The organism is Paenibacillus sp. FSL H8-0104, from assembly GCF_038050215.1.
Classification (GTDB): domain Bacteria; phylum Bacillota; class Bacilli; order Paenibacillales; family Paenibacillaceae; genus Paenibacillus; species Paenibacillus amylolyticus.
The window spans coordinates 1,556,606-1,580,445 of the sequence record NZ_JBBOTC010000001.1; the positions used below are offsets into that span (position 1 = coordinate 1,556,606).

15 protein-coding genes are annotated in these 23,840 nt (G+C 44.9%); 11 read left to right on the top strand and 4 right to left on the bottom strand.

Annotated features, from left to right (window positions below; genetic code table 11):
* Positions 1-34 precede the first annotated feature (34 nt).
* Together NST38_RS06895 and NST38_RS06900 are read left to right on the top strand one after the other, a co-directional pair.
* A complete protein-coding gene (locus tag NST38_RS06895; RefSeq protein ID WP_341343868.1) occupies positions 35-715 on the top strand; it encodes a hypothetical protein in 681 nt (226 codons plus the stop codon).
* A gap of 121 nt (positions 716-836) precedes the next feature.
* Positions 837-1,358, top strand: coding sequence for a GNAT family N-acetyltransferase (locus NST38_RS06900; RefSeq protein ID WP_083684475.1), 522 nt, complete (start codon positions 837-839; stop codon positions 1,356-1,358).
* Between the two features lie 53 nt (positions 1,359-1,411).
* Here the strand turns inward: NST38_RS06900 and NST38_RS06905 are convergent, their stop codons facing one another.
* Positions 1,412-1,762: a hypothetical protein gene (locus NST38_RS06905; RefSeq protein ID WP_076251498.1), complete on the bottom strand. Its 351-nt coding sequence runs from the start codon at positions 1,760-1,762 to the stop codon at positions 1,412-1,414.
* A 437-nt stretch (positions 1,763-2,199) separates the two neighbouring features.
* On the opposite strand from NST38_RS06905, the gene rhaD reads away from it, so the two are divergent.
* The 8 genes from rhaD to NST38_RS06945 all read left to right on the top strand — a co-directional run bounded on the left by rhaD (position 2,200) and on the right by NST38_RS06945 (position 16,585).
* The gene (gene rhaD, locus NST38_RS06910) at positions 2,200-3,045 is read left to right on the top strand and encodes a rhamnulose-1-phosphate aldolase (RefSeq protein ID WP_076251500.1); all 846 of its coding nucleotides are present in this window, start codon (positions 2,200-2,202) and stop codon (positions 3,043-3,045) included.
* Between the two features lie 278 nt (positions 3,046-3,323).
* Positions 3,324-5,141, top strand: coding sequence for an APC family permease (locus NST38_RS06915; RefSeq protein WP_036669004.1), 1,818 nt, complete (start codon positions 3,324-3,326; stop codon positions 5,139-5,141).
* A gap of 439 nt (positions 5,142-5,580) precedes the next feature.
* Complete coding sequence (locus NST38_RS06920; RefSeq protein WP_370511427.1) at positions 5,581-6,447, top strand: carbohydrate ABC transporter permease; 867 nt, start codon at positions 5,581-5,583, stop codon at positions 6,445-6,447.
* Complete coding sequence (locus NST38_RS06925) at positions 6,444-7,265, top strand: carbohydrate ABC transporter permease (protein WP_036669010.1); 822 nt, start codon at positions 6,444-6,446, stop codon at positions 7,263-7,265. The genes NST38_RS06920 and NST38_RS06925 overlap by 4 nt, the downstream gene beginning before the upstream one ends.
* A gap of 378 nt (positions 7,266-7,643) precedes the next feature.
* The gene (locus NST38_RS06930; protein ID WP_143781084.1) at positions 7,644-9,002 is read left to right on the top strand and encodes an ABC transporter substrate-binding protein; all 1,359 of its coding nucleotides are present in this window, start codon (positions 7,644-7,646) and stop codon (positions 9,000-9,002) included.
* A 187-nt stretch (positions 9,003-9,189) separates the two neighbouring features.
* A complete protein-coding gene (locus NST38_RS06935) occupies positions 9,190-10,344 on the top strand; it encodes a copper amine oxidase N-terminal domain-containing protein (RefSeq protein ID WP_076251502.1) in 1,155 nt (384 codons plus the stop codon).
* A gap of 571 nt (positions 10,345-10,915) precedes the next feature.
* The gene (locus NST38_RS06940) at positions 10,916-16,072 is read left to right on the top strand and encodes an S-layer homology domain-containing protein (protein WP_076251504.1); all 5,157 of its coding nucleotides are present in this window, start codon (positions 10,916-10,918) and stop codon (positions 16,070-16,072) included.
* A gap of 294 nt (positions 16,073-16,366) precedes the next feature.
* On the top strand, positions 16,367-16,585 hold the full coding sequence (locus NST38_RS06945) for an immunity 17 family protein (RefSeq protein WP_017690054.1): 219 nt from the start codon (positions 16,367-16,369) through the stop codon (positions 16,583-16,585).
* A 623-nt stretch (positions 16,586-17,208) separates the two neighbouring features.
* Here the strand turns inward: NST38_RS06945 and NST38_RS06950 are convergent.
* Both NST38_RS06950 and NST38_RS06955 read right to left on the bottom strand, forming a co-directional pair.
* Positions 17,209-19,797: a glycine betaine ABC transporter substrate-binding protein gene (locus NST38_RS06950; protein WP_036611221.1), complete on the bottom strand. Its 2,589-nt coding sequence runs from the start codon at positions 19,795-19,797 to the stop codon at positions 17,209-17,211.
* Positions 19,763-20,992 carry a quaternary amine ABC transporter ATP-binding protein gene (locus NST38_RS06955; RefSeq protein WP_036611218.1) on the bottom strand — a complete coding sequence of 410 codons (1,230 nt, stop codon included), beginning with the start codon at positions 20,990-20,992 and terminating at the stop codon, positions 19,763-19,765. Before NST38_RS06955 ends, NST38_RS06950 begins: the two co-directional genes overlap by 35 nt.
* A gap of 501 nt (positions 20,993-21,493) precedes the next feature.
* Here NST38_RS06955 and NST38_RS06960 point away from each other — a divergent pair.
* Positions 21,494-22,069: a GbsR/MarR family transcriptional regulator gene (locus tag NST38_RS06960; RefSeq protein ID WP_036611216.1), complete on the top strand. Its 576-nt coding sequence runs from the start codon at positions 21,494-21,496 to the stop codon at positions 22,067-22,069.
* Positions 22,070-22,196: 127 nt separating this feature from the next.
* Here NST38_RS06960 and NST38_RS06965 read toward each other — a convergent pair whose 3' ends face one another.
* Entirely contained in the window at positions 22,197-23,828 is a 1,632-nt protein-coding gene (locus NST38_RS06965) for a helix-turn-helix domain-containing protein (protein ID WP_036611214.1), read from the bottom strand.
* Between the last annotated feature and the right edge of the window lie 12 nt (positions 23,829-23,840).

Below are 23,840 nucleotides of genomic sequence, written 5' to 3' on the forward strand. Positions count from 1 at the left end.
CAGCGAGAGAAAGGGAGATTTGATGTTTAGAAAGATGTTCATCTATATTATGGGGGTAAGCTTAGGATTGTCTGTAATTCTGTTACCACATGTTGCTCAGGCTGCGAGTGAGTTGGCTACTCTGGAGTATGGCAACGGGGCTACATATTATGGAGAGATCAAAAATGGAAAACCTCACGGGAATGGAACCATGACCTGGGGGAAAACCAAAACTTACAAAGGAAGCTGGGCACAGGGAAAACGTTCGGGACATGGTGTTTATAAAGTTATAACACGCAGTGAGGACAGAATTACAGAGTCCAAGTATGATGGGAACTGGAAGAATGACAAGAAAGATGGTAAAGGTAAACTTCATGTTAACGAAATAGCTTTGACTGGATATATGCTGGAATCGCGAATCCAAACAGGGACATTTGCAAAAGATCAGTGGATTGCAGGCTATGATGTACGAAATGGGGAATATGATCCGCCATATTCGTTTCTTTACAAAGATTCGAAATTGAGATTTGAAATCTTAGGGTATGCCGGAGACATTTGGAATGATTTGAAGAGTGGTTATATATTCTCATTTACATATAAAAAGGGAAAAGTATATAAACATATTGGTGTTGGAGAAGAGTATATTTCCAAGCAATTCAGCTCTTTTATAAAAAGTGTAGAGAAAGAGATCAAGCCTCACATCAATCAATTTGAGAAATTGGCTAAGCAATTATAAGTGTTATTACAAGGGATGAACATGTACACAGATTATAAATGTTGTTTATCCTGACGGTCATTCGATTAATTTAAGGTATAGGCGGCACGCAGATTGGTGTTGGCATACAGGAGGTTAGTGGATGATGAACAGAACAATCTTATTTGAAACGGAACGGTTGGAATGTGCGACTTGGAACGAAGGAGATCGTGCGCTGGCGTTTGCATTGTGGGGCGATCATGAGGTTGCCAAATGGATTAGCAGCAAGGGATTTCTGAGCGAGGATGAAGTAGAAGCGCGATTGACACAGGAGATTCAAAGGCAGAAGGAAGCGGGGGTGCAATATTGGCCCCTTTTTGAGAAAGAGTCGGAGGTGTTTGTCGGTTGTTGTGGCCTGCGTCCGTATTCTCCAGAAGAGGATATGTATGAACTGGGATTCCATCTAACCCGGGATCACTGGGGCAAAGGGTATGCCCAGGAAGCGGCGCGGGCGGTAATTGGTTATGCCTTTGACACAATGAATGTGAAGGCACTGTTTGCCGGGCATCATCCGGATAATGAAGTGTCACGTCACATCTTGATTAAGCTGGGATTTGAGTATACTGGTGATGAACGTTATGAACCGACAGGAAAGATGCATCCATCATATGTGCTGCGAAAATAAGAAACCCCCGACCAATGAAGGACAGGGATTGAGGGCATCTGGTTTCCTCTTTTTTATAGAACAAGTTCATTCGAAACAATACGATGTGCGGTGACGATTTGCCCAGTGCTGTCTTTTCCCCACACTGAAATTTCAGTTAATGCAGCTGCGCCCCCACCCGTTGTGAATACATATTCGTATCCATCCAGGTTGGCATAGTAGGTTTGAGAGAAGACTTGCCCGGGGGTCAGATTAACGGATTGCAGCACATATAAGGTCCTCGTTCCATTCAGGAAATAACCTTCAATGAGTACATTGGACGTATTGATGGAATCGGTGTTGACCATTTTGATGGTGACCTGTTGTGTAGGCCTGCTGCCACCGGAGAGGTTGTTCTCGATCGGGCCTGTAGAAAGGACTGCCATAGGTCCAACTCCTTTTTTATGAATGACTTTTTCTGAGAAAAGCTAGAATAGCATATGTTAGAATCCACAAAAGCGTTTGGACAAGGAGATATATGTACTGAATGAGAAGGAGGGACTGAATCTTCTGTCCCAAGGAGATAAATGTTTTCATGCTTTTTTTATTTCACTTTCAGCTTCTATTAAGGTAGCAGAGGTAAGATAAGTCTTGTAAACCCCTTCTCGTGTTAAATAGATGTGTGACTGACCCCGCCGGGCGCCGGTGGGGTATTTTTTTGTTTTATTTTCAAATAAACAAAACTAAACAAATATAAATAAAAGGTTATTTCTGTGTTTGTTATTGACTATCAAAGATAAACAAAGGTATAATGAATGTGAAAAAAGGAACTTACTATGTACGTGGCAAGCCATATTATTTTCAATATAAGGAGAGATTGATCATGAACGTGACCCTTACCAATGAAACAACGCAGGCTGCAGGTTTCCATATCCCATTCGTCCGTGAGATGGCTGAGATTACACAACATATGTGGAAAAATGGCTGGGATGAGCGCAATGGCGGTAATGTCAGCTATCTGCTGGAGGAAGAGGAAGTTGCCCAATATATCGATATCCATCATGTGATTCGCAAGATCAAACCGGCATTTTCGGTGCATGAGCTGGCAGGCAAGTATTTTATCGTGACCGCATCGGGCAAATATTTCAAAAATGTACTCGCTGATCCGGAGAGTAATCTAGGGTTGCTGCGTGTATCGCAGGATGGACAGGAGCTGGAAGTACTCTGGGGATTGAAGTCCGGGGCGAATCCAACAAGTGAGTTGCCTACACATTTCATGAGCCATATCGAACGTTTGAAATTGGACCCGAACCACCGGGTTGTCATGCACAACCATGCCACTCATGTATTGGCTATGACGTTTATCCACGAATTGGATGAAGCAAAATTCACGAAAACGCTGTGGCAGATGTGCACGGAGTGTGTGGTTGTATTCCCGGATGGGATCGGCATTATTCCATGGATGATTCCTGGATCAAACGAGATTGGTCGCGAAACGGCTGAGAAAATGAAAGAATACCACGCGGTCATCTGGCCGCAACATGGCATCTTTGGAACAGGAACAACGATTGACGAGGCATTTGGTCTGATTGAGACGATTGAGAAGGCAGCCCAGGTGTTTATGCTGGTTGCCGGTCACGAGATCCGGCAGAGAATTACGGATGAGCAGCTGACCACACTGGCACAAGCGTTTGGTGTTACTCCTCGTCCCGGAATTCTGGGCAGTTAAGGAAAGCTGTATTGTTTTATAGTCAACGCATAGATCAAGGAAGTGGTCTTGGGTTCATTGAACCAAAGGCCATTTCCTTTTTTTTGACGAACAATCGTCATTTTGGTTCAAAAAAGTTCAAATTGCTGAACAAGAATGGCTTTGTTATCGATTATTGAATCGTAGAATGCATTATCACGCGCTGGCGAAATTCGGGTGAAATGACGTATTGTCAACGGCTCTGCGATTTTGCATAATAACAATGCTTCACAGATGAGAGACGGAAGGAAGTTATGATCATGCTTGGCAAAATGAAGAGAATCTTAATAGGCAAGCCCATGAAATCGGCTGAACTGGATGGAGAAAAATTGGGGAAATGGAAGGCACTCGCCATCCTGTCCTCGGATGCCCTATCGTCCGTTGCCTACGGTACGGAACAGATTTTGCTGGTGCTCGTTGCGGCCGGATTCGCCGCCCTGTGGTACTCTGTTCCGATTTCCATCGCCGTGCTGGGATTACTCGTCATTTTAATTTTTTCCTATCGCCAGACGATATTTGCTTATCCAACAGGGGGCGGCGCTTATATCGTAGCCAAGGATAACCTGGGTACAACATCCAGTCTGATTGCCGGAGGATCTCTGCTGGTCGATTATATTCTGACCGTTGCGGTAAGTTCGTCGGCAGGGACGGATGCGATTACGTCGGCTTTTCCTATGCTGCATGACTACAGTGTTGTGATTGCTCTGATTATGATTGTTTTTCTAACCATTATGAATTTGCGGGGAGTGACGGAGTCAGCGTCTGTGCTGGCGATCCCCATTTATCTATTTATCTTTTCGATTGCGGTTCTGATTATCTCGGGTGGAATCAAATTTCTTGCCGGGGGGATGGAAGCAGCTGCACCTGAATTCGGAACAAGTCTATCCCATGTGAGTATGTTTCTGTTATTGAAAGCATTCAGCTCCGGTTGTTCGGCCTTGACTGGTGTGGAAGCGGTAAGTAACGCGATCCCGAACTTCAAGCAGCCTGCCGAGAAAAATGCCGCGGGTACATTACTGCTCATGGGTTGTATATTGGGAGCCATGTTCATCGGCATCACCTTATTGGCTTATGGGTACGGAGTGAAGCCTGATCCCAAAGCAACGGTCATTTCCCAGATTGCTGAAGCGACGTTTGGCAGGGGCACGATGTATTTTATCATCCAAGGTGTAACGGCACTGATCTTGTTCCTCGCAGCCAACACAGCTTATTCGGCTTTTCCGCTGTTATCCTTCATGATGGCAAAGGATAAATACATGCCGCATGCATTTATGGTCAGAGGAGACCGCCTTGGTTTCTCAAACGGGATCATTTTCCTCAGTGTGATGTCTGCGCTGCTGGTGGTCGGGTTCAAAGGGAATACGGAAAGCCTGATTCCGCTCTACGCGGTTGGGGTGTTCATTCCATTTACCCTGTCACAGCTCGGTATGATGATTCGCTGGATCAAAGTCAAGCCGTCTGGCTGGCAGATGAAGTTGCTGGTCAATACCGTCGGTATGCTGACTACATTATCGATTACCCTGATCTTTATTTTCACCAAGTTCACACAGACATGGGTCATCTTTATCTTTTTGCCGCTCGTTGTTTATGTGTTCATGCGTATTCACCGTCATTATTGCAACATCGCCGATGAGCTACGTATTGATATTCAGGTCGATAAGCCAGCCAAAAAAGGCAATACGATAGTCATTCCTGTTGCGGGCATTACCCGGGTCGTTATGAATACGATCAGTTACGCCCAGACGATGTCGGATCATGTGGTCGCGCTGTACATTGGCTTCGATGATGAGGCGATACGCAAGATGGAGCAGAAGTGGGAAGAATGGAATCCAGGTGTTCGTCTGGTCGTGATCAAATCGAGATACCGTAGCATTATGGGGCCGCTGAAGAAATTCATTGATACAGTAGAGTGGAAAACGGCTGAGACCGATCACATCACCATTCTGATTCCGCAATTCATCACTAAGCACTGGTGGCAAAATGTACTGCACAACCAGACCAGCTTCATGATCCGGGCTTATCTGATTAATTACAAAGACGTGATTGTCACCACGGTGCCATATCATCTTAATCGTTAACTCGAACGGTTAATCGCTTCACCTCGTTTGGAAGATTTACAGATTATTGTAAAATGAGTCGCTTTTATTAATAGACAAACGTTCATATTCCATTTACACATCAAACCGCAGGGACATCTCCAAACAGGGGAGTTCTTGCGGTTTTTTGTCATGAAATCCGGTTTGGATACCGCTTTCGAATGGATGCACATTTCCGTAAAGTCCCTTGTCCATGATTAACGTTACGTTGATTCAGAATGAATTTTGCTGTGACATTCGACTCTTACACTAGATAACGTGGTGCTGAAGTTGATCTAACATTTCACACACACTGAATGCGTGAAACAAGGGGGAAGAAAATCCGATGAGTGAGCTTGATAACCGGATCAGCTTGCCCGCCGCCAAACGGCGCGTATCCGGTACGAGTGCGCGCCGGACAGCCTCGCTGCGTGTGCAGCGAATGCGGGAGAATCTGCTGGCCTATGGTTTCCTGGCACCATCGCTGCTTTTGTTTGCAGTGTTTCTGTTTTACCCGATGTTTAAGTCCGTGTACCTGAGTCTGCATTCCACAGATCCGACGGGGCAGATTGCGGCTTATGTAGGACTGGATAACTTCAAGGCCGTGTTTCAATCAGGACTGTTTATGCAAGGTATGAAAGTGACGTTACTATTTGTGCTGTTTACAGTCCCCACAGGTATGTTGGCTGCTCTGATTCTGGCTGCACTGACCCACAACCGGTTCAAGGGAATGCGTGTGTTCCAATTTGTATTCTCTCTGCCCGTGGTGTTATCCGTTGGTTCGTCAGCGGTGATCTGGAAGTTTCTATTCCATCCGACCCTGGGCATGCTGAATTATCTGCTTGGCAAAGTAGGTATGGATCCAATTCCCTGGCTTACCAGCCCGGATTGGGCATTGATCTCAATTTCCATCATGACAATCTGGATGAACCTTGGATTCAACTACATTATTCTATCCAGTGGTTTGGCGGGCATCCCGGATGAGATCTACGAGAGCGCCAAGATTGACGGTGCAGGACCATTGCTGACGTTTCGCAAAATTTCGATGCCGCTACTGTCACCAACGTTATTCTTTGTCACGGTCGTATCGATCATTGGTGCTTTTCAATCGTTCGGTCAGATCAACATTCTAACCCGGGGTGGCCCGATGGACAGTACAAATGTTTTTGTATATTCCATCTATCAGGAAGCCTTTGTTAATTTCCGCTTTGGAACAGGTAGTGCGCAGGCACTGATTCTGTTCGTGGTGATTATGCTGCTGACCCTGATCCAGTTCAAATGGGTAGAAAGGAAAGTGCATTACCAATGAGTGCGACATGGACCAAAACGCTGTTGTATGTATTACTGACGATCTGTGCAGCACTTGTGTTGTATCCGGTGATGTACACCTTTTTCATGGCCGTCATGACGCCGGAAGATGCGAGTGCTTATCCGCCGCATATCATTCCAAATTCAATCGATCTGTCCAACTTTAGCGAAGTATTTGATATTGTTCCGATCGGTCGATTTATCGGCAATACCTTTCTTGTCGCAGGACTGACAACGCTTGGTCAATTGATTACAGCGAGTATGGCAGCCTATGCTTTTGCAAAAATGCAGTTCAAAGGCAAAAACGTCATCTTCAGCATGTTTGTCGCAACGATGATGATTCCATGGGAAGTGACGATGATCCCCAACTACCTGACGGTTCGCAGTTGGGGCTGGCTAGATAGTTACCAGGGGCTTACCGTGCCGTTTCTGGCAACGGCGTTTGGTACATTCCTGCTAAGACAGTTCTTCATGCAGCTACCCAAGGAATTGTTCGAGGCGGCGAGGATCGACGGTTGTGGTCATATTCGCTATTTCATATCGCATGTCTTGCCTTTGTCCCGTCCGGCACTTGGAACACTGGCAATCTATTCATTCCTTAGCATGTACAATTCGTATCTCTGGCCGCTGCTGGTGACAAACACACCGGAAATGAGAACCGCACAGATCGGAATCTCGATGCTGGAGTTCCAGGAATCCACAGCGTGGAATCTTGTATTTGCCGGAACAGCCATGGTCATTCTACCATCCTTACTGTTATTGATCTTCGGGTTGAAACAGCTTGTCCGCGGAATGGCCGCAGGCGCGCTAAAGGGGTAGGAAGAGAAAGTTTTACAACTATTTAATTGAAGTGGAAGCTCTGAAGGTTTTGATCTAAAGATTTTAATTTAGAGGTTTTGAATTAAACCTTGTATCTTCTTACAAGGTCCACGGTTTGGATACCAGGAGCGAATAAAATGAGGCTCGTGCTTCAAATAAAATGTTGAAATGAACGACGGTAGTAGTGGAGGGGACGAAATCGATTCTGAAGAAGCAAAGCGTTCGCCTTTATCCCCGGATTTTCCCCTTTGAGAGGGGGAATGAGAAAAATCCGGGAATAACAGCGATCAAAAGAACGATTCGTAACCGTAACGGCCACACCGCATCATCCCCAAGATTTTATTGTACGCGAGCCATATAAAAGGAGAGCGATTTCGTTTGAAAAAAAGAGGAACATTCGCATTAATGCTGGCTGCACTCATGTTGGTCATTTCCGCTTGCGGAACAAAAGCTGAAACAAGTAGCCCGGCAAGTGGAGCACAAGCAGAAGCGGCCGCAGCTGAAACGACACAATTGACGTGGTGGCATTCCATGTCTGGCGCTGGGGAGAAAGCCATTAACCAACTCGCTTCCGATTTTAACGCTAGCCATCCCGACATTCAGGTGAAACCCATCTATCAAGGGAAGTACGATGAAAGTCTGAACAAACTCAAAGCATCCATGGGCTCAGACAGCGGTCCAGACATTATCCAAGTCTATGAGATTGGTAGCAAGTTCATGATCGATTCGGGCATGATTACGCCAGTACAACAGTTCATCGACAAGGATCAGTTCGACCTGTCCCAACTGGAGCCAAACATCATCCGATACTACACCATCGATGGCAAATTGAACGCCATGCCGTTTAACACATCCAACCCGATCTTGTATTACAACAAGGATATGTTCAAAGCAGCAGGTCTGGACCCGGAGAACCCGCCGAAGACGTATGAAGAGTTTGAGCAAGCAGCAAAAGCACTGGCGAAAGACGGTAAGCCAGGTGCATCCATGGCGATCTACGGCTGGTTCATGGAACAGTTCTTTGCAAACCAGAATGCAGATTATGTAAACAATGGAAACGGAAGAAATGAAGCAGCTACAGAGTCTCTGCTGAACTCCGAAGCTGGAGTGAAGACTTTAACGTGGTGGAAAAAGATGATTGATGAGAAGACCCTCTCCAATCTGGGACGTAGCACAGACGATACAACAGCAGCATTTACCGCTCAGCAAATCGGTATGACTCTTGATTCCACAGCTGGCCTGCGTAAAATCGTAGAAGGTTCAGGTGGCAAGTTTGAACTGGGAACAGGCTTCCTGCCTCGTCCAGCGGATGCCAAAGAAGGCGGCGTTGTAGTGGGTGGAGCGAGCTTGTACATCATGAATAACAAATCGGAAGCGCAACAGCAAGCGGCGTGGGAATTCATCAAGTACTTGGCTACACCAGAGGTACAAGCGAACTGGAGTGTTGCGACAGGATACTTCCCTATTACGACAGCAGCCTACAATGAGCAAGTATTAAAGGATAATATGGCGAAGTACCCGCAATTCCAGACAGCAGTCGATCAATTGCACGCTTCCGCCGATTCGACAGCAACATCAGGGGCATTAATGGGTGTATTCCCGGAAGCCAGACAACTTGTCGAAGGAGCGATTGAAACGGTCCTGAATGGACAAGGTACACCACAGGAAGCACTGGATGCAGCAGCTAAACAAATTACAGACAAGATTGCACAATATAACAGCACGGTGAAGAAATAATTTAATTCATATCCATGTTGAATGCAGTGATTAAGCTGCATTCAATTTTTTTGTTTTACTAAAGAGAAAGACTAACATTTTTTGTTAATGATTCCGAAAATAGAATAGGAAGCTGAAAGGGGTATCCCAATACATGGATTCATGAAAAGCAATGGACAATATTAAAAATAAGAAGGAGTACAAGTGAATGAAAAGAGTAACGGTTCTAATGATGGCATTTATGTTGTTGTTTGTTTCAAGTGTTTATGCGGAGGAACTTAAAGTTAAAGATATTGAACTCATCCCTAATACTTCAGTTTCGGTCGGTGGTAAGATTAATCTTAATATAGTTGTTGTGTATGATGACGAAAATTCAATACATAGCGATAACGATCCATACTACAGAAGAAATACAGGTCTTACAAAAACAGATTATACGATAAGTGAACCTCATATACTTCAAGTGCTGAGCACTGGGATGGTAAAGGTAATAGGTGTAGGTTCTTCAACAATTACTGTTAAAGTCGAAAATGTTGAAAGATCAGTTACTATTTCAGGTAGTTTGGATGAAGCAATTGATGGAGGATACATAAAAAATGGTGTGACTCTTGTTCCGATGAAAGAGGTATTTAAGGCACTGGGAGGGAGTGTTAGTTACATTGCTCAACAGGACGCCTTCGAGATTAAAGTTGGTTCTACCAAACTAACTCTCCCGAAAACGGGAACAAAAGCAACGTTAAATGGAGAGCGATTAACTCTCAAGTCCCCGTTGCTTGTTCAAAATGGCGTAACTTTGTTTCCTGCTTCTGTTCTCTCAGATGCTCTGGATGGAACTGTGACTTATAACTCTAAAGCTAAGCAGATGCAAGTATCCATTGGTAAAGGTAAAATGACTATTAATATTGAACAACCTCAAAAACAAAACAGTGTAACAGGAACAACTCCAACAAAAGGGAAACTTTATGCTGTGCCAGCTACTGGAGATATGAAAGGGTGGAGCATTCTCAAGGGTCATCCTTACGAAAAAAGCATCCGTGTGTACTTCAAAATCAATGGGTCAAATGTACAAATATATACTAAGGATATAAGGAAGGTAGATCTGAATAAAAAAGTAACATGGACCGATTTAGAGGGGAAAAAACACACAAATACGGTAAAACAGTTGTATACTGTTTTTGGGGAATTAAGTAATGAATATACTAGTGACATACTATATAAAATGTTTGGAAAAACATATTCAGACTGGATCGGGTCAACTTCACTGAATGCAGATCGATACGTTGACCAATACTTGGAGCAACAAGGATTAATTGAACCCTATGGAAGTAATATTACTTTGACACCAGACACAGAAGTGTATTGAAAACCGTCTGTAACATTTCGAAAAAGTGAAATTAGTATCATTTTTCATATTTTGTATTATCCCACAAGAAAGTCTCTGAGAGTAATTGGAGATGTTCTTGTGGTTTTTTTTTAACATTCTATTAACTCATACTGATTTTGCGCTTAATAGTTCTCTTTTATACTCAGTTAATGTTGTGATCTAAAGTGATCCGTACATATCGTTTTATCATGTGAAAATGCATGTCTCAAGACTCAGGTTTTAGTGGGTTTAAAGAAATGAGTACTGTTACTAAATGTCGAATTCGTATATATATTCAGTATAAATGTCAATTTAATTGACGTTAAGTAACCGTATATCTAACATTTATATAACTTTAATAGGCTTAATAACGTGTTTTTAGTTAAAAGTTAGTACTATTTATTCATTATTATGAGGTTAGTTTAGAAAATGTGATATGAGTGTTCTGTTTTCTTTCATAACGAAGAAATATTGTTTACACAAGTCTGTTATTCAGTTATCTTATATTTGAACTAATGTACAAGCTGGCTGAACAAATGATTGCCAAGTTGAAAACATGGGGGTAGGACGAATGAACAACAAGCAAGTGAAACGTTGGGCACAAGGGTTTCTGGTTTTCGTTCTTGTCGTTACAGGTGCGGCACCAATAGGTGGATTAAGTAGCACCGCATATGCTGATGAGGAAAGTGTAGTAACGGAAGAGCCGCACACAAGTGATCAGGAGACTTCCATACCGAATACTGTCCCAACTGAAGAATCGTCAGACCTGGAGGGGACAGAGTCACCAACTAACGAAGATGGTGATTTTGATGGAACTGAAAGTGAAGAACCAGCTGAGACGGATAACTCAGAAGTACAGGAAGCAGACGAGACTGGAATCATATCCATTGCTGATGCGAGAGTCCTTGCACCAAATACAAATGTAGCCGTTTCAGGTGTCGTAACGTACAGTGAACTCTCCGGAGAATTCACGAATTATTATATTCAAGACGAAGAAGCTGGCATTGTAGTCCGAGCGAAAAATCAAGTTGACGTGGGGGATCGCATTGAAGTGTATGGTCCAATTACCCACTACAGCGGACTCGTCCAGATCGAGAAGGATAAGTCAGGTTTTTCCGAAGGATACATGAAGGTCACTGAGCAAAATATAACACTCCCCGAACCCAAAAATATGGTGTCTACAGACTTTGTCAGACCAGCAGACCAAAGTAATAAAGGTCCGGGAGAAAAGTATGAGGGAATGTTTGTCGAAGTAAGAGATATTCAGGTAACAAGGGGCAGTAGTTCGACGTTTTACGCTACGGATAGTCATGGTGCTGAGATGACGATTTATGCCAAAAACTCTCCTACCGCGCTAACTGTTGGCAAAACCTACGAATATGTGCAGGGTGTTCTGACCTTCAACAGTAATTACGGATTAGAGCTTTTGCCTAGAACAGCCGCAGATGTTGTAGAAAACAGCCTGTCTGTGATGACAAGTGTTCCATCTGGAGGGATTCCCCGAAACAATGAAGTCACATTAACCTCTCCAACCAAGGATGCAATTGTACATTACACAACGGATAATAGAGAGCCTACTTCTTCTTCCACCGTGTATAGTAGTCCAATAGTGATTGATCAAGACACTGTAATTAAGGCTGTTGCCATTCTTAATGGACAATCCAGTGCAGTGTACACCTTTACGTATCAAGTACTTCCTGATAAAGAAAACGTACGTATCCATGATATTCAGGGCGCAGGACATACCTCTGTTTTTAACGGATACGATGTTAAGGATATCGAAGGTATTGTTACCTCTGTCAGTACAAGCAGTTTTTACATGCAAGAGCTTCGGGATGAGATGGACGATGATAACCGGACATCCGAAGCCATTCAGGTTTATAAACCGAGTCATGGAGTTATCGTTGGCAACCAGGTGAAGGTATCCGGCAAAGTTACGGAATATGGGGCGGTTAACGAATTAACCACCACGCAAATTACGGCGAATACCATTGTCAAAGTGTTAGAAAAAGTTGATCTACCGGTACCTGTGAAGTTGGGTGTCAATGGACGTGTCATTCCAACTGTCATTGACTCAGACTCTTTTGCAGAATTTAATCCCGAGACGGATGCTATAGACTTTTTTGAAAGTTTGGAAGGCATGCGTGTTGAACTGGAAAAGCCTGAAATTATAGGTCCTTATTCCAGTCAACCGGGTCTGGCCGTTGTTGTGGATAATGGTGAGAATAATCCACTTCGCACACCAAACGGTGGTGTCATTCTGACCGATAACAAGAAAGATATGAATGAGAGTGATCTCAATCCGCAGCGTCTATTTATCGGCAAGAAACCTTCCAAAGCAGTAAAAACAGGCGATAAGTTGGATGGGAATGTAATCGGAGTAATGACATACTCTAGCGGCAATTTCAAGGTGAGTCCTGAAGGGAATTTACCAGCAGTTATCCCGGGAGAAACGAAACAAGCGACTACTTCCATTGAACAAGCGGCAGATAAACTGACCATTGCTACGTTTAATGTGGAGAACTTCAGCAAAAAAGATTCAACACGAGCCAATAAAATCGGTAAAATCATCGTGGATAATCTGAACACGCCAGATATCATTGGCATCATGGAAGTTCAGGATAACGATGGCGATGCCGACACGGGCACAACAGCGTCCAATGAGAGTTTTCAGACGCTAATTGATGCAATCAAAACGAACAACGGACCAACATATCGATATAGTGAGATTTCTCCGGAAAATAACAAGGATGGCGGGGCACCTGGTGCCAATATTCGTGTAGGGTTTCTTTATCAGCCGAACCGTGTATCGTTGGCTAATGGTATCGGAAAAGGAAATGCTACGACAGCGATCACAGTCAAAGCTGACGGCAGTCTCTCCAATAATCCAGGTCGTATTGCACCAGGGGACGATGCGTTCGCCAGCTCTCGCAAACCGCTCGCTGCTGAATTCGAATTCAATGGTGAACGTGTAGTGGTGATTGCCAATCACTTCAATTCGAAAGGTGGAGACCTGAAACCTTTTGGAAGCATACAGCCTGCAACTCGAAGCAGTGAAGTTCAACGTGCGAAGCAAGCTGCGTTGGTGAATGGGTTTGTGAAAGAGTTACTGAACAAAGACCCTGAGGTGAATGTCGCCGTTCTCGGTGATTTTAATGACTTCCAATTCTCGAATACCTTGAACATTGTTGAAGGTAATGAACTGGACAATCTGGTAAACGAACTACCAGAGAATCAGCGTTACTCCTACATCTATGACGGAAACTCTCAGACACTGGATCACATTCTGGTGAGTAAAAACCTGACTGAGACAGCAGCCATCGAAGTGGTACATGTGAATGCCGATTTTGAGACAGCAGATGGACGAGTGAGTGACCATGATCCACTGCTTGCACAATTGAGTATTGGAGATCCAGTGGAAGAAGGGGACTTCAACCTGCGCGTACTGCACACGAATGATACGCATGCGCATCTGGATAACATCCCGCGCCGAGTAACGGCAATTAAGGAATCACGTAATGATAGTACCCTGGTGCTGGATGCAGGGGATGTATTCTCTGGTACATTGTACTTCAATCTGTTTAATGGTCTGGCTGATCTGGAGTTCATGAACATGATCGGATATGATGCGATGACCTTTGGTAATCATGAGTTTGATAAAGGTCCAAGCGTACTGAAAGCATTTATTGAAAAAGCAGAGTTCCCGTTTGTGAGTGCTAATATTGATTATTCAAAGGATGCGAGTTTGAGCGGTTTGTACAACAATAGCATCGGTGATCCGGGTGAGAAAGCTGAAATCTATCCGGCGATTATTACGGAAGTGAATGGTGAGCGAGTCGGTATTTTCGGATTAACGACACCGGACACGGTATCTCTTTCTTCACCAGGAGATGACTTGAAGTTTGCGGATTACAAGGCAAGTGCACAAGCAACTGTACGAATGCTGCAAAATGAAGGTATCAATAAAATTATTGCTTTGACTCACCTGGGCTACTCAGAGGATCTCAAATTGGCAGAAGCTGTAGAAGGGATCGATATTGTAGTAGGTGGTCATTCACACACCATTCTGAACGCACCAGTTTTGGTGGATACCCATGCGGACCCAACTTTGGTTGTGCAGACTGGGGAATATGACGTTTCTCTTGGTCAATTGGATGTTACGTTTGATGAAGCCGGTGTATTGAAGAAGTGGAACGGCAAATTGCTGAGTCTAGATGCCAAAGATGCTAACGGCCAATTCATCTATGCTGATGATGTGGAAGCCGCAAACAAGCTGAAAGAATATGCGCCTCAGTTGGAACAGTTCAAGAAAACTATTATCGGTAGAACAAATGTCTTCCTGGATGGAGAACGGGGCACTGTGCGGAAACAGGAAACCAATTTAGGAAACCTGATGACAGACGGTATGCTGGAGAAAGTGAAATCCATTGTACAGGAAAATGACGTCAAAGGATACGTAGCGATCCAGAACGGCGGTGGCATTCGTGCTTCATTCCAGACAGGTGATATTACGCTGGGTAATCTCCTGACTGTGATGCCGTTCGGTAATAACCTGTCTGCGTTGAAAATGACAGGCAAGGAAATCACAGCCGCGCTGGAAAATGGCGTTAGTGGTGTGGAAACGGGAGAAGGGCGCTTCCCACAAGTGGCAGGCATGCGTTTCTACTACGATTCCACGAAACCAGGCGAGAAAATTGATGCAACGACCAATACCGTGACCCAAGTGGGTCAACGTGTGGTCAAAGTTCAGATTAAGAATGCAGATGGTACGTACTCGGATATCGATCCGAACGGGTACTATATCGTCGCTACCAATTCATTCATGGCTAACGGCGGAGACTTCTATCGTGCTATGAGAACAGCGAAAGATGATAATCGATTCTACGAATTAAATCTGGTCGATTATGAAATCTTCCATGAACATCTAGACCGTGTAGGTAATGTGAATCAAGTGACGGAAGGACGCAGCACGGATCTGAAAGGTACGCCACTTCCGGGGGACGGAAATGGAAGCAATCCTGGTAATGGTGGCGGCAATAATGGAAGTAATCCGGGCAGTGGTAACAGTGGTGGAGGGTCTACAACACCTACTCCGCCTGTAACTCCAACCACACCAACCAATCCTACAAACCCAACTACGCCAACTGTTCCGGGTAATGGAGGAAACCCTAATCCAACTACTCCGGTCGTAGACCTGAAGGACATCGGAAATCACTGGGCGGCGGCTGCCATTGGACAGGCCATTTCCCGGGGAATTGTGAACGGATATCAGGATGGTAATTTCCGTCCGAATGCACCAGCCACACGCGCCGAATTCATTGTTATGTTGGGCAGAGCATTTGAACTTCCAGCCAGCAACAAGGCATTGACGTTTAAGGATGCTGCCGGGATACCTGCATGGGCACAATCCTTTATTGCTCAGGCAGTGGATCTAGGCATCATTAGTGGGTATACGGATGATACGTTCCGTTCATCGGGCAAAGTATCACGGGTAGAGATGACAGTTATGCTTGTCAGAGCACTCGGCCTCCCGGTACAGTCGAATCCGGCACTGACTTTCGCAGACGCAGATAAAGTACCGGCGTGGGCTGTTCCATATATCGCTGCTGCATATGATGCAGGACTGGTGAAGGGAACAGGGAAAAATATGTTTAACCCCCTCGCTGAAGCAACACGTGCTGAAGTGGTAACCTTGTTATTGTCAGCAAGCGAGTTGCAAAAACAATAAAACGCATGATACAGACGGTTTAAAACAGCTTGCAGACTTCCATCTGCAAGCTGTTTTTTTCTAGGGCGTGTCTGAAAACTCCGAAGGAAGTAGATTTTGCCGAATTTTCGTTCCAAGCAAGGAAGTTTTCTGCAGGCGTGCCGGGGCACGTCAAGGGAAAGGGACGCAGCAGGGTGCGAAAAGGCGGTGAAAGATGCACTTCAGCGAGTTTTGAGATACGCCCAATTAATGCCTGTTAATTTTCACCAAGTGAAGGTATAGTAGACAGGATTATATTGAAGGAGTGTTGACGAGATGCAAGATCAACCCGTTTTAATCGCACTATTTGCCATAGCGGCAGGAATTTTTAGTTTGCTTGGTGGTATCAACAATTGGGACTGGTTTATGAAGAGTTTTAGAGCAGGGATTTTTGTAAAGACTATTGGACGGCAGGGCGCAAGAGTGGTATATGGTATTCTCGGTGTAGTCATGATTGCCATTGGTGTACTATTGTTGCTGATTGGTAAAGTGTAGGATAGAAAACAAAAGAGAAGAGAAGAATTTGCAGATCCTGAGTACATAATTCAGTTTCACAGCCTTTAATGTAGAAGGTAACGATTAGTACGTTTAGCTTTATGCTTGAGATTTTCGAAGTTAGTTAGGATGTGGAGATTAGCTTTTTAAAATGTCTTGAAGCCCAAGCCTTTATACCCTGGGGAAAGGGAGACCATTTTCTAAGGAACTCAGGACGCCTTATTTCGCCTTTAGCTCTTCTTTTTACAAAGTAAGGAATATCAGACACGTTATTTTCTGGAATCCCCGACAAAAACACAGCAAACGACTGTTTTATTCTGATATAGCGTGTCTCAGATTCTTTAGATTTCTGGAATCACTTCATATCCTTGAATAAGACGTCTCCGATTCGTTAGCGCTTGTATTTGCTCTGCTCTAACCGTGAGTGAGTATTCTACTCCTGATCCTATCCAGAGCGAAGCTTTTCATTAAAAGGGAGAAAATTCACTTTAACGGCACTTCAGGTACATTCAGGCTTTGATTAGGTTTGAAGACATTCCCAAGTAAAAGTTACACTCAAAAAGACCACCGAAAAATACCGGTGGTCTTTTTACCAAATTTAGGTTTATTCATCTCGATCTGGTTTAATTATCTTTTAAGTCTTCAACAGAGTTGATATCCATGTAAGTTGGAACAACAAGTCCTTGTTTGACTCCTGTCATGCTGACAGCGATATCTTCAATCTGGTCACCATATGTCTCCCAGTAGTCCCCATGTGTAAGCGGGAGCCAAACGGCTGGAGAAGCATCTATATCACCTGCCGCCAAGCCTGCCCACATGGGGCCAGCTTCGACTTGCAGTGCTTTGACTGTGTAACCCAGATCCGTCTCAAGCACATACTTCATCAGGTTGGTACTCGCAATTTCAGAGTCCCATGCAACATAACCGAGACGTAAATTGTCACCTTTAACCGGGGTTAACCCCTTGGTCCATTCTTCAATTTGGTCCGGATGTTTTTCTGCATAAGTCTTGGCAGCTTCTTCAGGCGAAACGCCCTTTTGAATGTCTACCATGATTTCACTCATTTGATCTGCAGTCCAATAAAAACGAGAGAAGAACTCATAGGCAACGGGATGATCTTCTTTGATTCCCTTACGTCCAACCGTGTGAACTTCCTCTGCATCGCCGAAAATTAAGTCGGGATCATCCAAATACTTCAGATCATACTGATTGAACATCCAGTGCGGAGTCCAACCCGTAACGATGATGGGTTCTTCATTTTTATAAGCTTTGTCCAATGATGCAGTCATTGCTGCTCCAGAACCTTCAATCAGATTCCAGTTAGACAATTCATAATGTTTAATGGCGTTTGCTGTGGCCTTCATCAGACCTGCACCCGGGTCAATACCAACAATCTGGTGATTAACCTCTTCGCCCACATTAGCACTTGCCGATGGAGTGGAAGAAGCTGCACCTGTCTCCAGATCTGCAATCGAATTGACTTCAGTCATGTACTTAGGAACCACGAGGCCTGTACGTACACCTGTCATATTAGCCCCCAGATCGTCCACCTGGTCTTTGTAACGTTCCCAGTAGTCTGCGTGTGTCAATGGCAGCCAAGCTGCTGGAGAGGCATCTACGTCGCCTGAGGCAACACCCGTCCACATTGGTCCGGCTTCGACTTGCAGAGCGTTAACTTTATAACCCAATTTGTTTTCCATCACATATTTTAGCAAGTTCGTACTTGCGATTTCGGAATCCCAAGCCACATAGCTGAGTTTGAATGCATCACCGTTCACTGGAGTCAGACCTTTGGTCCACTCAGCAATCTGATCGGCATGTTTCTCAGCATAAGCTTTAGCTGCTTCTTCTGCGGATGTGCCATCTTGGATAGCAGTCATCATTTCACCCATTTCATCCGATGTCCATTGGAAACGGGACAGGAATTCAAACGCAACAGGGTGATCTTCTTTCAGACCTTTACGGGCGATGGTGTGAATTTCTTCAGCATCACCGAAAGATTTTTCTGGATCTTCCAGATATTTCAGATCATATTTGTTGAACATCCAGTGCGGAGTCCAACCTGTAATAATGATTGGATCTTCATTTTTGATCGCTTTGTCCAGCGTGGCCGTCATGGCTGCACCAGAGCCTTCAATCAGAGTCCAGTCAGTTAATTTATAGTCTTCGATCGCTTTTGCAGCAGACTTCATGATACCAGCCCCTGGATCGATACCAATAATCTGATAGTTCACTTCTTGACCTACAGCATTGGCTGCTGAATTGTTGCCACCAGCCGAAGTTGTGCCACCAACGAAGTATTGTGAGAAACCAGCTACAAGCACAAGGAATGTTGCCGCAGCAGTGATCCATGCTTTTTGCTTGGCTGTAATGCGTGAGGTCTTTTTGCGACCTGGCATAAATACATTTTGTGTAAAACGGTCCAGTACAATCGCGAGTACAACAACGGCCAGACCGGCTTCGAAACCTTTACCGATTTGAAGCTGTGTTACAGCACGATAGACTTCCGCACCAATACCTTGTGCACCAATCATGGATGCAATAACAACCATGGACAGTGATAGCATGATGGTCTGGTTAATACCGGACATCACGGTAGGCAAAGCGAGTGGAAGCTGTACTTTGAACAACTTTTGCATGGAAGTTGAGCCGAATGCATCAGCTGCTTCAACCAATTCGCCAGATACCTGTCTGATACCGAGGTGAGTCAGACGAATCGTTGGCGGAATGGCAAATATAACAGAAGCGATAACACCTGGAACGACACCTAGACTAAAGAATGTGACCGCAGGCAGCAAGTAGACAAATGCAGGCATCGTCTGCATGAAGTCAAGCAGCGGTGTAATGATACGCGCCGCAGTTTTACTGTATGCGAGCCAGATTCCGACAGGTACACCAAGCAGGATCGAAACCAATCCTGAAGTGATAACCAGGCCGAGTGTGTCCATCGATTGGGACCAGTATCCCAAGTTATCTACGAGCAAGAACCCGATAACCGTAAATAGTGTCAGTGGGAGTCGTCCTACGAGGAACGCAAGAACACCCAATATGGCAATGAACAGGAGTGGATGGGGCAGCATGAACAGCCCGGAGAAGAATCCAACTACTGCCTGAATAACAATAGAGATTACATTAAACAATCCGGAGAGCGAGGAGCTCATCCAGTCAACGATGGATTCAATCCACGATGCTAGTGGTATTTTGGGAATCATTCTCAAGTTCCTCCTTTACTGCAACTTCACCGCTAAGTGCACCCAGCAGGGCACCGCGGACGATAACACCTTGCAGACGGCCATTCTCACCAACAACAGCGAGCGGCACATGGGCTGAACTTACAATCTCGAACAATTCATGAATCAGGGTTTCAGGCGACACCGTCGGCCCGTCCGTGATCAGAATGTCATTTAATACTTTATTTTCGCGCATTGCACGGGTTGCATCTTCTGCAGTAATGACACCAAGCAGCTTCTTCGAACGGTCAATGACAAACAGATTAGAGACACCATTTTCGCGCATGAGTTCGAGGGCTACCCGAGGACCGCGGTCAAGTGTGATTGTCTCAGGGCGACGCATGACGTGAGCGGCAGTGAGGACCTTGGACAGATCCACGTCTTCGACGAAGCGGGCCACATATGAGTTGGCCGGTTGAATCATGATTTCTTCCGGTGTACCGATCTGCACAACTGCGCCGTCTTTCATGAGGGCAATACGATCGCCGATGCGCAGCGCTTCGTCCAAGTCATGGGTAATGAAAATAATGGTCTTTTTCATTTTATCCTGAAGCTCGATCAACTCATCTTGCATATCACGGCGAATCAATGGATCAAGTGCACTGAAGGCTTCATCCATCAGTAGTACTTCCGGGTCATTGGCAAGTGCACGCGCCAAGCCGACACGTTGCTGCATCCCGCCACTGAGTTCATCTGGCATTTTGTCTTCCCAGCCCTTAAGGCCAACCAGCTCAAGTGAGGTTTTTGCCTTCTCCCGGCGTACTTCCTTATCTACTTTTTGTATTTCCAATCCATACTCCACATTATCAAGAACGGTACGGTGCGGGAACAACGCAAACTTCTGGAAGACCATGCTAATCGTTTTCCGGCGCACTTCGCGCAATTGTTCTTTGTTCATCTTGCGTAGATCCTTACCATGGACCAGAATTTCTCCGGATGTTGGTTCAATCAGACGATTGAACATCCGAACCAGTGTGGACTTACCACTCCCGGACAGTCCCATAATAACGAAAATCTCGCCTTCCTTAATGTCCATGTTGACCCGGTTGACACCAACCGTTATCTGTTTTTCTTTGGCCAACTTTTCTTTACCCCAACCTTGCTCCAGTAATTGCAGACCTTGCTCGGTTTGGGGTCCAAACAATTTACTTACGTTTTTCACTTCAAGTATGGTCATGTTTTCACCCCTTCTGATGTGTTGTGCACTTCGAACGGCTTTCAGCATCCATAAGCCCATACACTTATGCGCCCAGCCACGAAATCCGGTAATTGTTGCTTCGCTTCCCGTCTTTCTGGGTAACGTTTTTAAGTCTAACAATACTTAACCAGTATATCAACCGAATAAACAGTACATAATGTTTGTACAGTAAAAACTGTACAAAGTTTTTCGTCCAAATACTCCGTCATTCTCCTTATTCTGGCTAATAAGGCAGCTTTACATTTGACATTGCTTTTCCTACAATAGAAAATGAGCTGAATTGAAGCTGAATTTTTTGGTTAAAAGATAGTCATAGGCAATTGTAGCCTGGTAAAGTTCCCATTTTCATACATTGGGTGAATGAAAGCCCTCTGGCATATATGATGTCCGGCCGAGTGCTTTCCCATGTAAGCAGGACTTTTAAAGTGTTGCAATTATTTCGCCAAAGACTGTGGAATGTTCAGAATGGAGGTTGCAAGCATGGGCTTGGACCATTTACAAGAGGAACAGCAGGCAACCGTGCTGAAGATTCGTAAGCGCGTCATTGAAGCCATTGGACGTAATATGGATCTTTACGGCGTTACGCTGTCGACGGGACACTTATATGGATTGCTATTTTTTGCAGACAAACCAATGACCCTTGACGATATGGGACGGGAAATGGAAATGAGCAAAACGAGTATGAGTACAGGTGTACGAACACTGCTGGATTTGAAAATGGTAAATAAAGTGTGGAGCAAGGGCTCCAGAAAAGACCTATATGAAGTGGAATATGACTGGCATCAGACGTTTACGGATTATTTTGCGATTAAATGGAGAAAAGCCGTGGAGAGTAACCTTCAGATTCTACGCAAATCAATTGAAGAACTGAATCGGTTAGTCGAAGGTCTGGATGAGCAGGCAGACGCTGAACTTATCCACATTCTGATGGAAGACAAACACAAAGTTTTGCAAGCGGAAGCATATTACAAATGGTTGGATCGGTTGATTGATACCATGGAAAATGAAGAGATATACAAGCTTGTTCCGAAGGAAGAGATCAAGGAACATTCATAATTACATGCAAAGGGCCCTTTCCGTTATAGGAGAGGGCCCTTTGGCCTGTGCAATATCTTACTGAATTATAATGAAGGAACACGATGTAAAAGATAATCTTGCCCATCGTATCGACCTATGTTCACATCTAATGTCCGATCAGACCTGCCTGAGGAAAGACTACAGACTGCTGAGTAATCTGTTCCAGTTCGTTCAGAATCTGCAACCGGCCACCCGGGGTCCAGCATAACCGTTGCCAGTTCGAAATATCGTGAACGTTACCATACAATACAGCAGGAGATCGATTCCATGATGCCGTTTGTTTCATGCGTCGGAACACCTTTTCACTGACAGGCTGAAGCGAAGCACGATGGATCAACAGGTAATCCGTGTCCAGCACAGGGATACTATCCGCTGCATACTCATTTCTGGAACTTTCGGGAGATACAAGCTGAGCAGGCTGAAGTCCCAATTCAGCATACAACAAGTGATTTAATGGATGCTCGCCAGTCCCTTGTACGCGAATGGACTGATTCGTAACCTCCATCAGAGCCAACCGTTTTTGTCCGAAATAGGGTTGCAGGTTCAGGCTTGCTTCAAGCTTGCGAAACTCAAGTTCTTTGAAATTCAGCAACGCTTGTTTCTCACGTCCGACCAGTTCGGCTATGCGAATATGGTTCTCTTTCCAGTCATCAGTGGACTCCAAGATGATGGTGGGTGCAATACTTTTCAGGCGATCATAATAGGGCTTGTGGTAAAAGTCACCGATGATCAAGTCTGGCTTTGCCTGCCGAAGTTGATCGAATTGTCTGGTTAATCGGCGTTCTTGTTCATATTCATCCGATTCTCGGTCAAACACACCTTCACCTTCCAGCACAGCTACCGGGCGCAGTCCAAGCGAGGCCAAGTTCTCATGGAATCCCATAATGGATGCTGTAGCTACGCGAAGTTGATCTCTTTTCATATATATGCTGGGAGCAATCCCCAAGGTTTGTTTGAACTTGCGGCTAAAATAATACTCATTACCATAGCCGACAGATACCGCGACGTCTTTGAGGATACAGGATTCCTCTGTCAGCTGTTTTTTGGCTTCGTTTATACGTAAACGATTCAGGTAATCGGTCGGTGACATGCCTTTGGCCTTCTTGAAACTGCGTGAATAAGAGCTGGGGGTGAGTCCAGCAATCTTGGCAAGCTGATCCATGCTGATTCCTTCACTCATGTAACGTCGCATATACATAATGCTGCGTTCCAAGGCAGGATCCACTTTCTCATGATTGGCTTCCAGCCGGTTCTCCGAGAGAAACTGCAGCAGCTCATGCAGTTGGCTATGTATGCTGATAAAATGATCCGGTTGAAGACCGCGATAGGTTTCATACAGTTGTTCCAAACGTAATACAGCCTGCTGCTCATGACGAACCAGCAACCTGCCTGTCTGCCAATCCAGCGGGAAGGCGGGTGATGAGGTCATTTTCCATTCACCGCGCACTTGCTGCAAACAAACCGTATCCATGCTTACCAATATACATTCGGTAACGTTCGAGCGTGCAGCGGCCTCGATGGTTGTTCCTGGCTTCAGTACAAACAAGCTGCCCGCTTGCGCCGTGTAGACTGTATCATTCAGGACCAGAACACCGTCTCCTTGCAAAATAAGACATAGCATGGGCCGTGACACCGTCTTGCCTTGCACACGGAAATTCTCCCCACGACGCACACGGCACATGGAGGAGAGGAGCGGTAGAGATGAGGTTTCAGCAATGAAGGGAAACTGTTCAGTCATACGGACCATCCT

What these genes read in the sequence shown, in the direction of transcription:
- NST38_RS06960 (WP_036611216.1), top strand. Translation starts at nt 21,494, where the DNA reads ATGGGCTTGGACCATTTACAAGAGGAACAGCAGGCAACCGTGCTGAAG.
- NST38_RS06950 (WP_036611221.1), bottom strand. Translation starts at nt 19,797, where the DNA reads ATGATTCCCAAAATACCACTAGCATCGTGGATTGAATCCATCGTTGAC.
- NST38_RS06955 (WP_036611218.1), bottom strand. Translation starts at nt 20,992, where the DNA reads ATGACCATACTTGAAGTGAAAAACGTAAGTAAATTGTTTGGACCCCAA.
- NST38_RS06900 (WP_083684475.1), top strand. Translation starts at nt 837, where the DNA reads ATGATGAACAGAACAATCTTATTTGAAACGGAACGGTTGGAATGTGCG.
- NST38_RS06935 (WP_076251502.1), top strand. Translation starts at nt 9,190, where the DNA reads ATGAAAAGAGTAACGGTTCTAATGATGGCATTTATGTTGTTGTTTGTT.
- NST38_RS06965 (WP_036611214.1), bottom strand. Translation starts at nt 23,828, where the DNA reads ATGACTGAACAGTTTCCCTTCATTGCTGAAACCTCATCTCTACCGCTC.
- NST38_RS06920 (WP_370511427.1), top strand. Translation starts at nt 5,581, where the DNA reads ATGCGGGAGAATCTGCTGGCCTATGGTTTCCTGGCACCATCGCTGCTT.
- NST38_RS06895 (WP_341343868.1), top strand. Translation starts at nt 35, where the DNA reads ATGTTCATCTATATTATGGGGGTAAGCTTAGGATTGTCTGTAATTCTG.
- NST38_RS06945 (WP_017690054.1), top strand. Translation starts at nt 16,367, where the DNA reads ATGCAAGATCAACCCGTTTTAATCGCACTATTTGCCATAGCGGCAGGA.
- NST38_RS06925 (WP_036669010.1), top strand. Translation starts at nt 6,444, where the DNA reads ATGAGTGCGACATGGACCAAAACGCTGTTGTATGTATTACTGACGATC.
- NST38_RS06905 (WP_076251498.1), bottom strand. Translation starts at nt 1,762, where the DNA reads ATGGCAGTCCTTTCTACAGGCCCGATCGAGAACAACCTCTCCGGTGGC.
- NST38_RS06915 (WP_036669004.1), top strand. Translation starts at nt 3,324, where the DNA reads ATGCTTGGCAAAATGAAGAGAATCTTAATAGGCAAGCCCATGAAATCG.
- rhaD (WP_076251500.1), top strand. Translation starts at nt 2,200, where the DNA reads ATGAACGTGACCCTTACCAATGAAACAACGCAGGCTGCAGGTTTCCAT.
- NST38_RS06940 (WP_076251504.1), top strand. Translation starts at nt 10,916, where the DNA reads ATGAACAACAAGCAAGTGAAACGTTGGGCACAAGGGTTTCTGGTTTTC.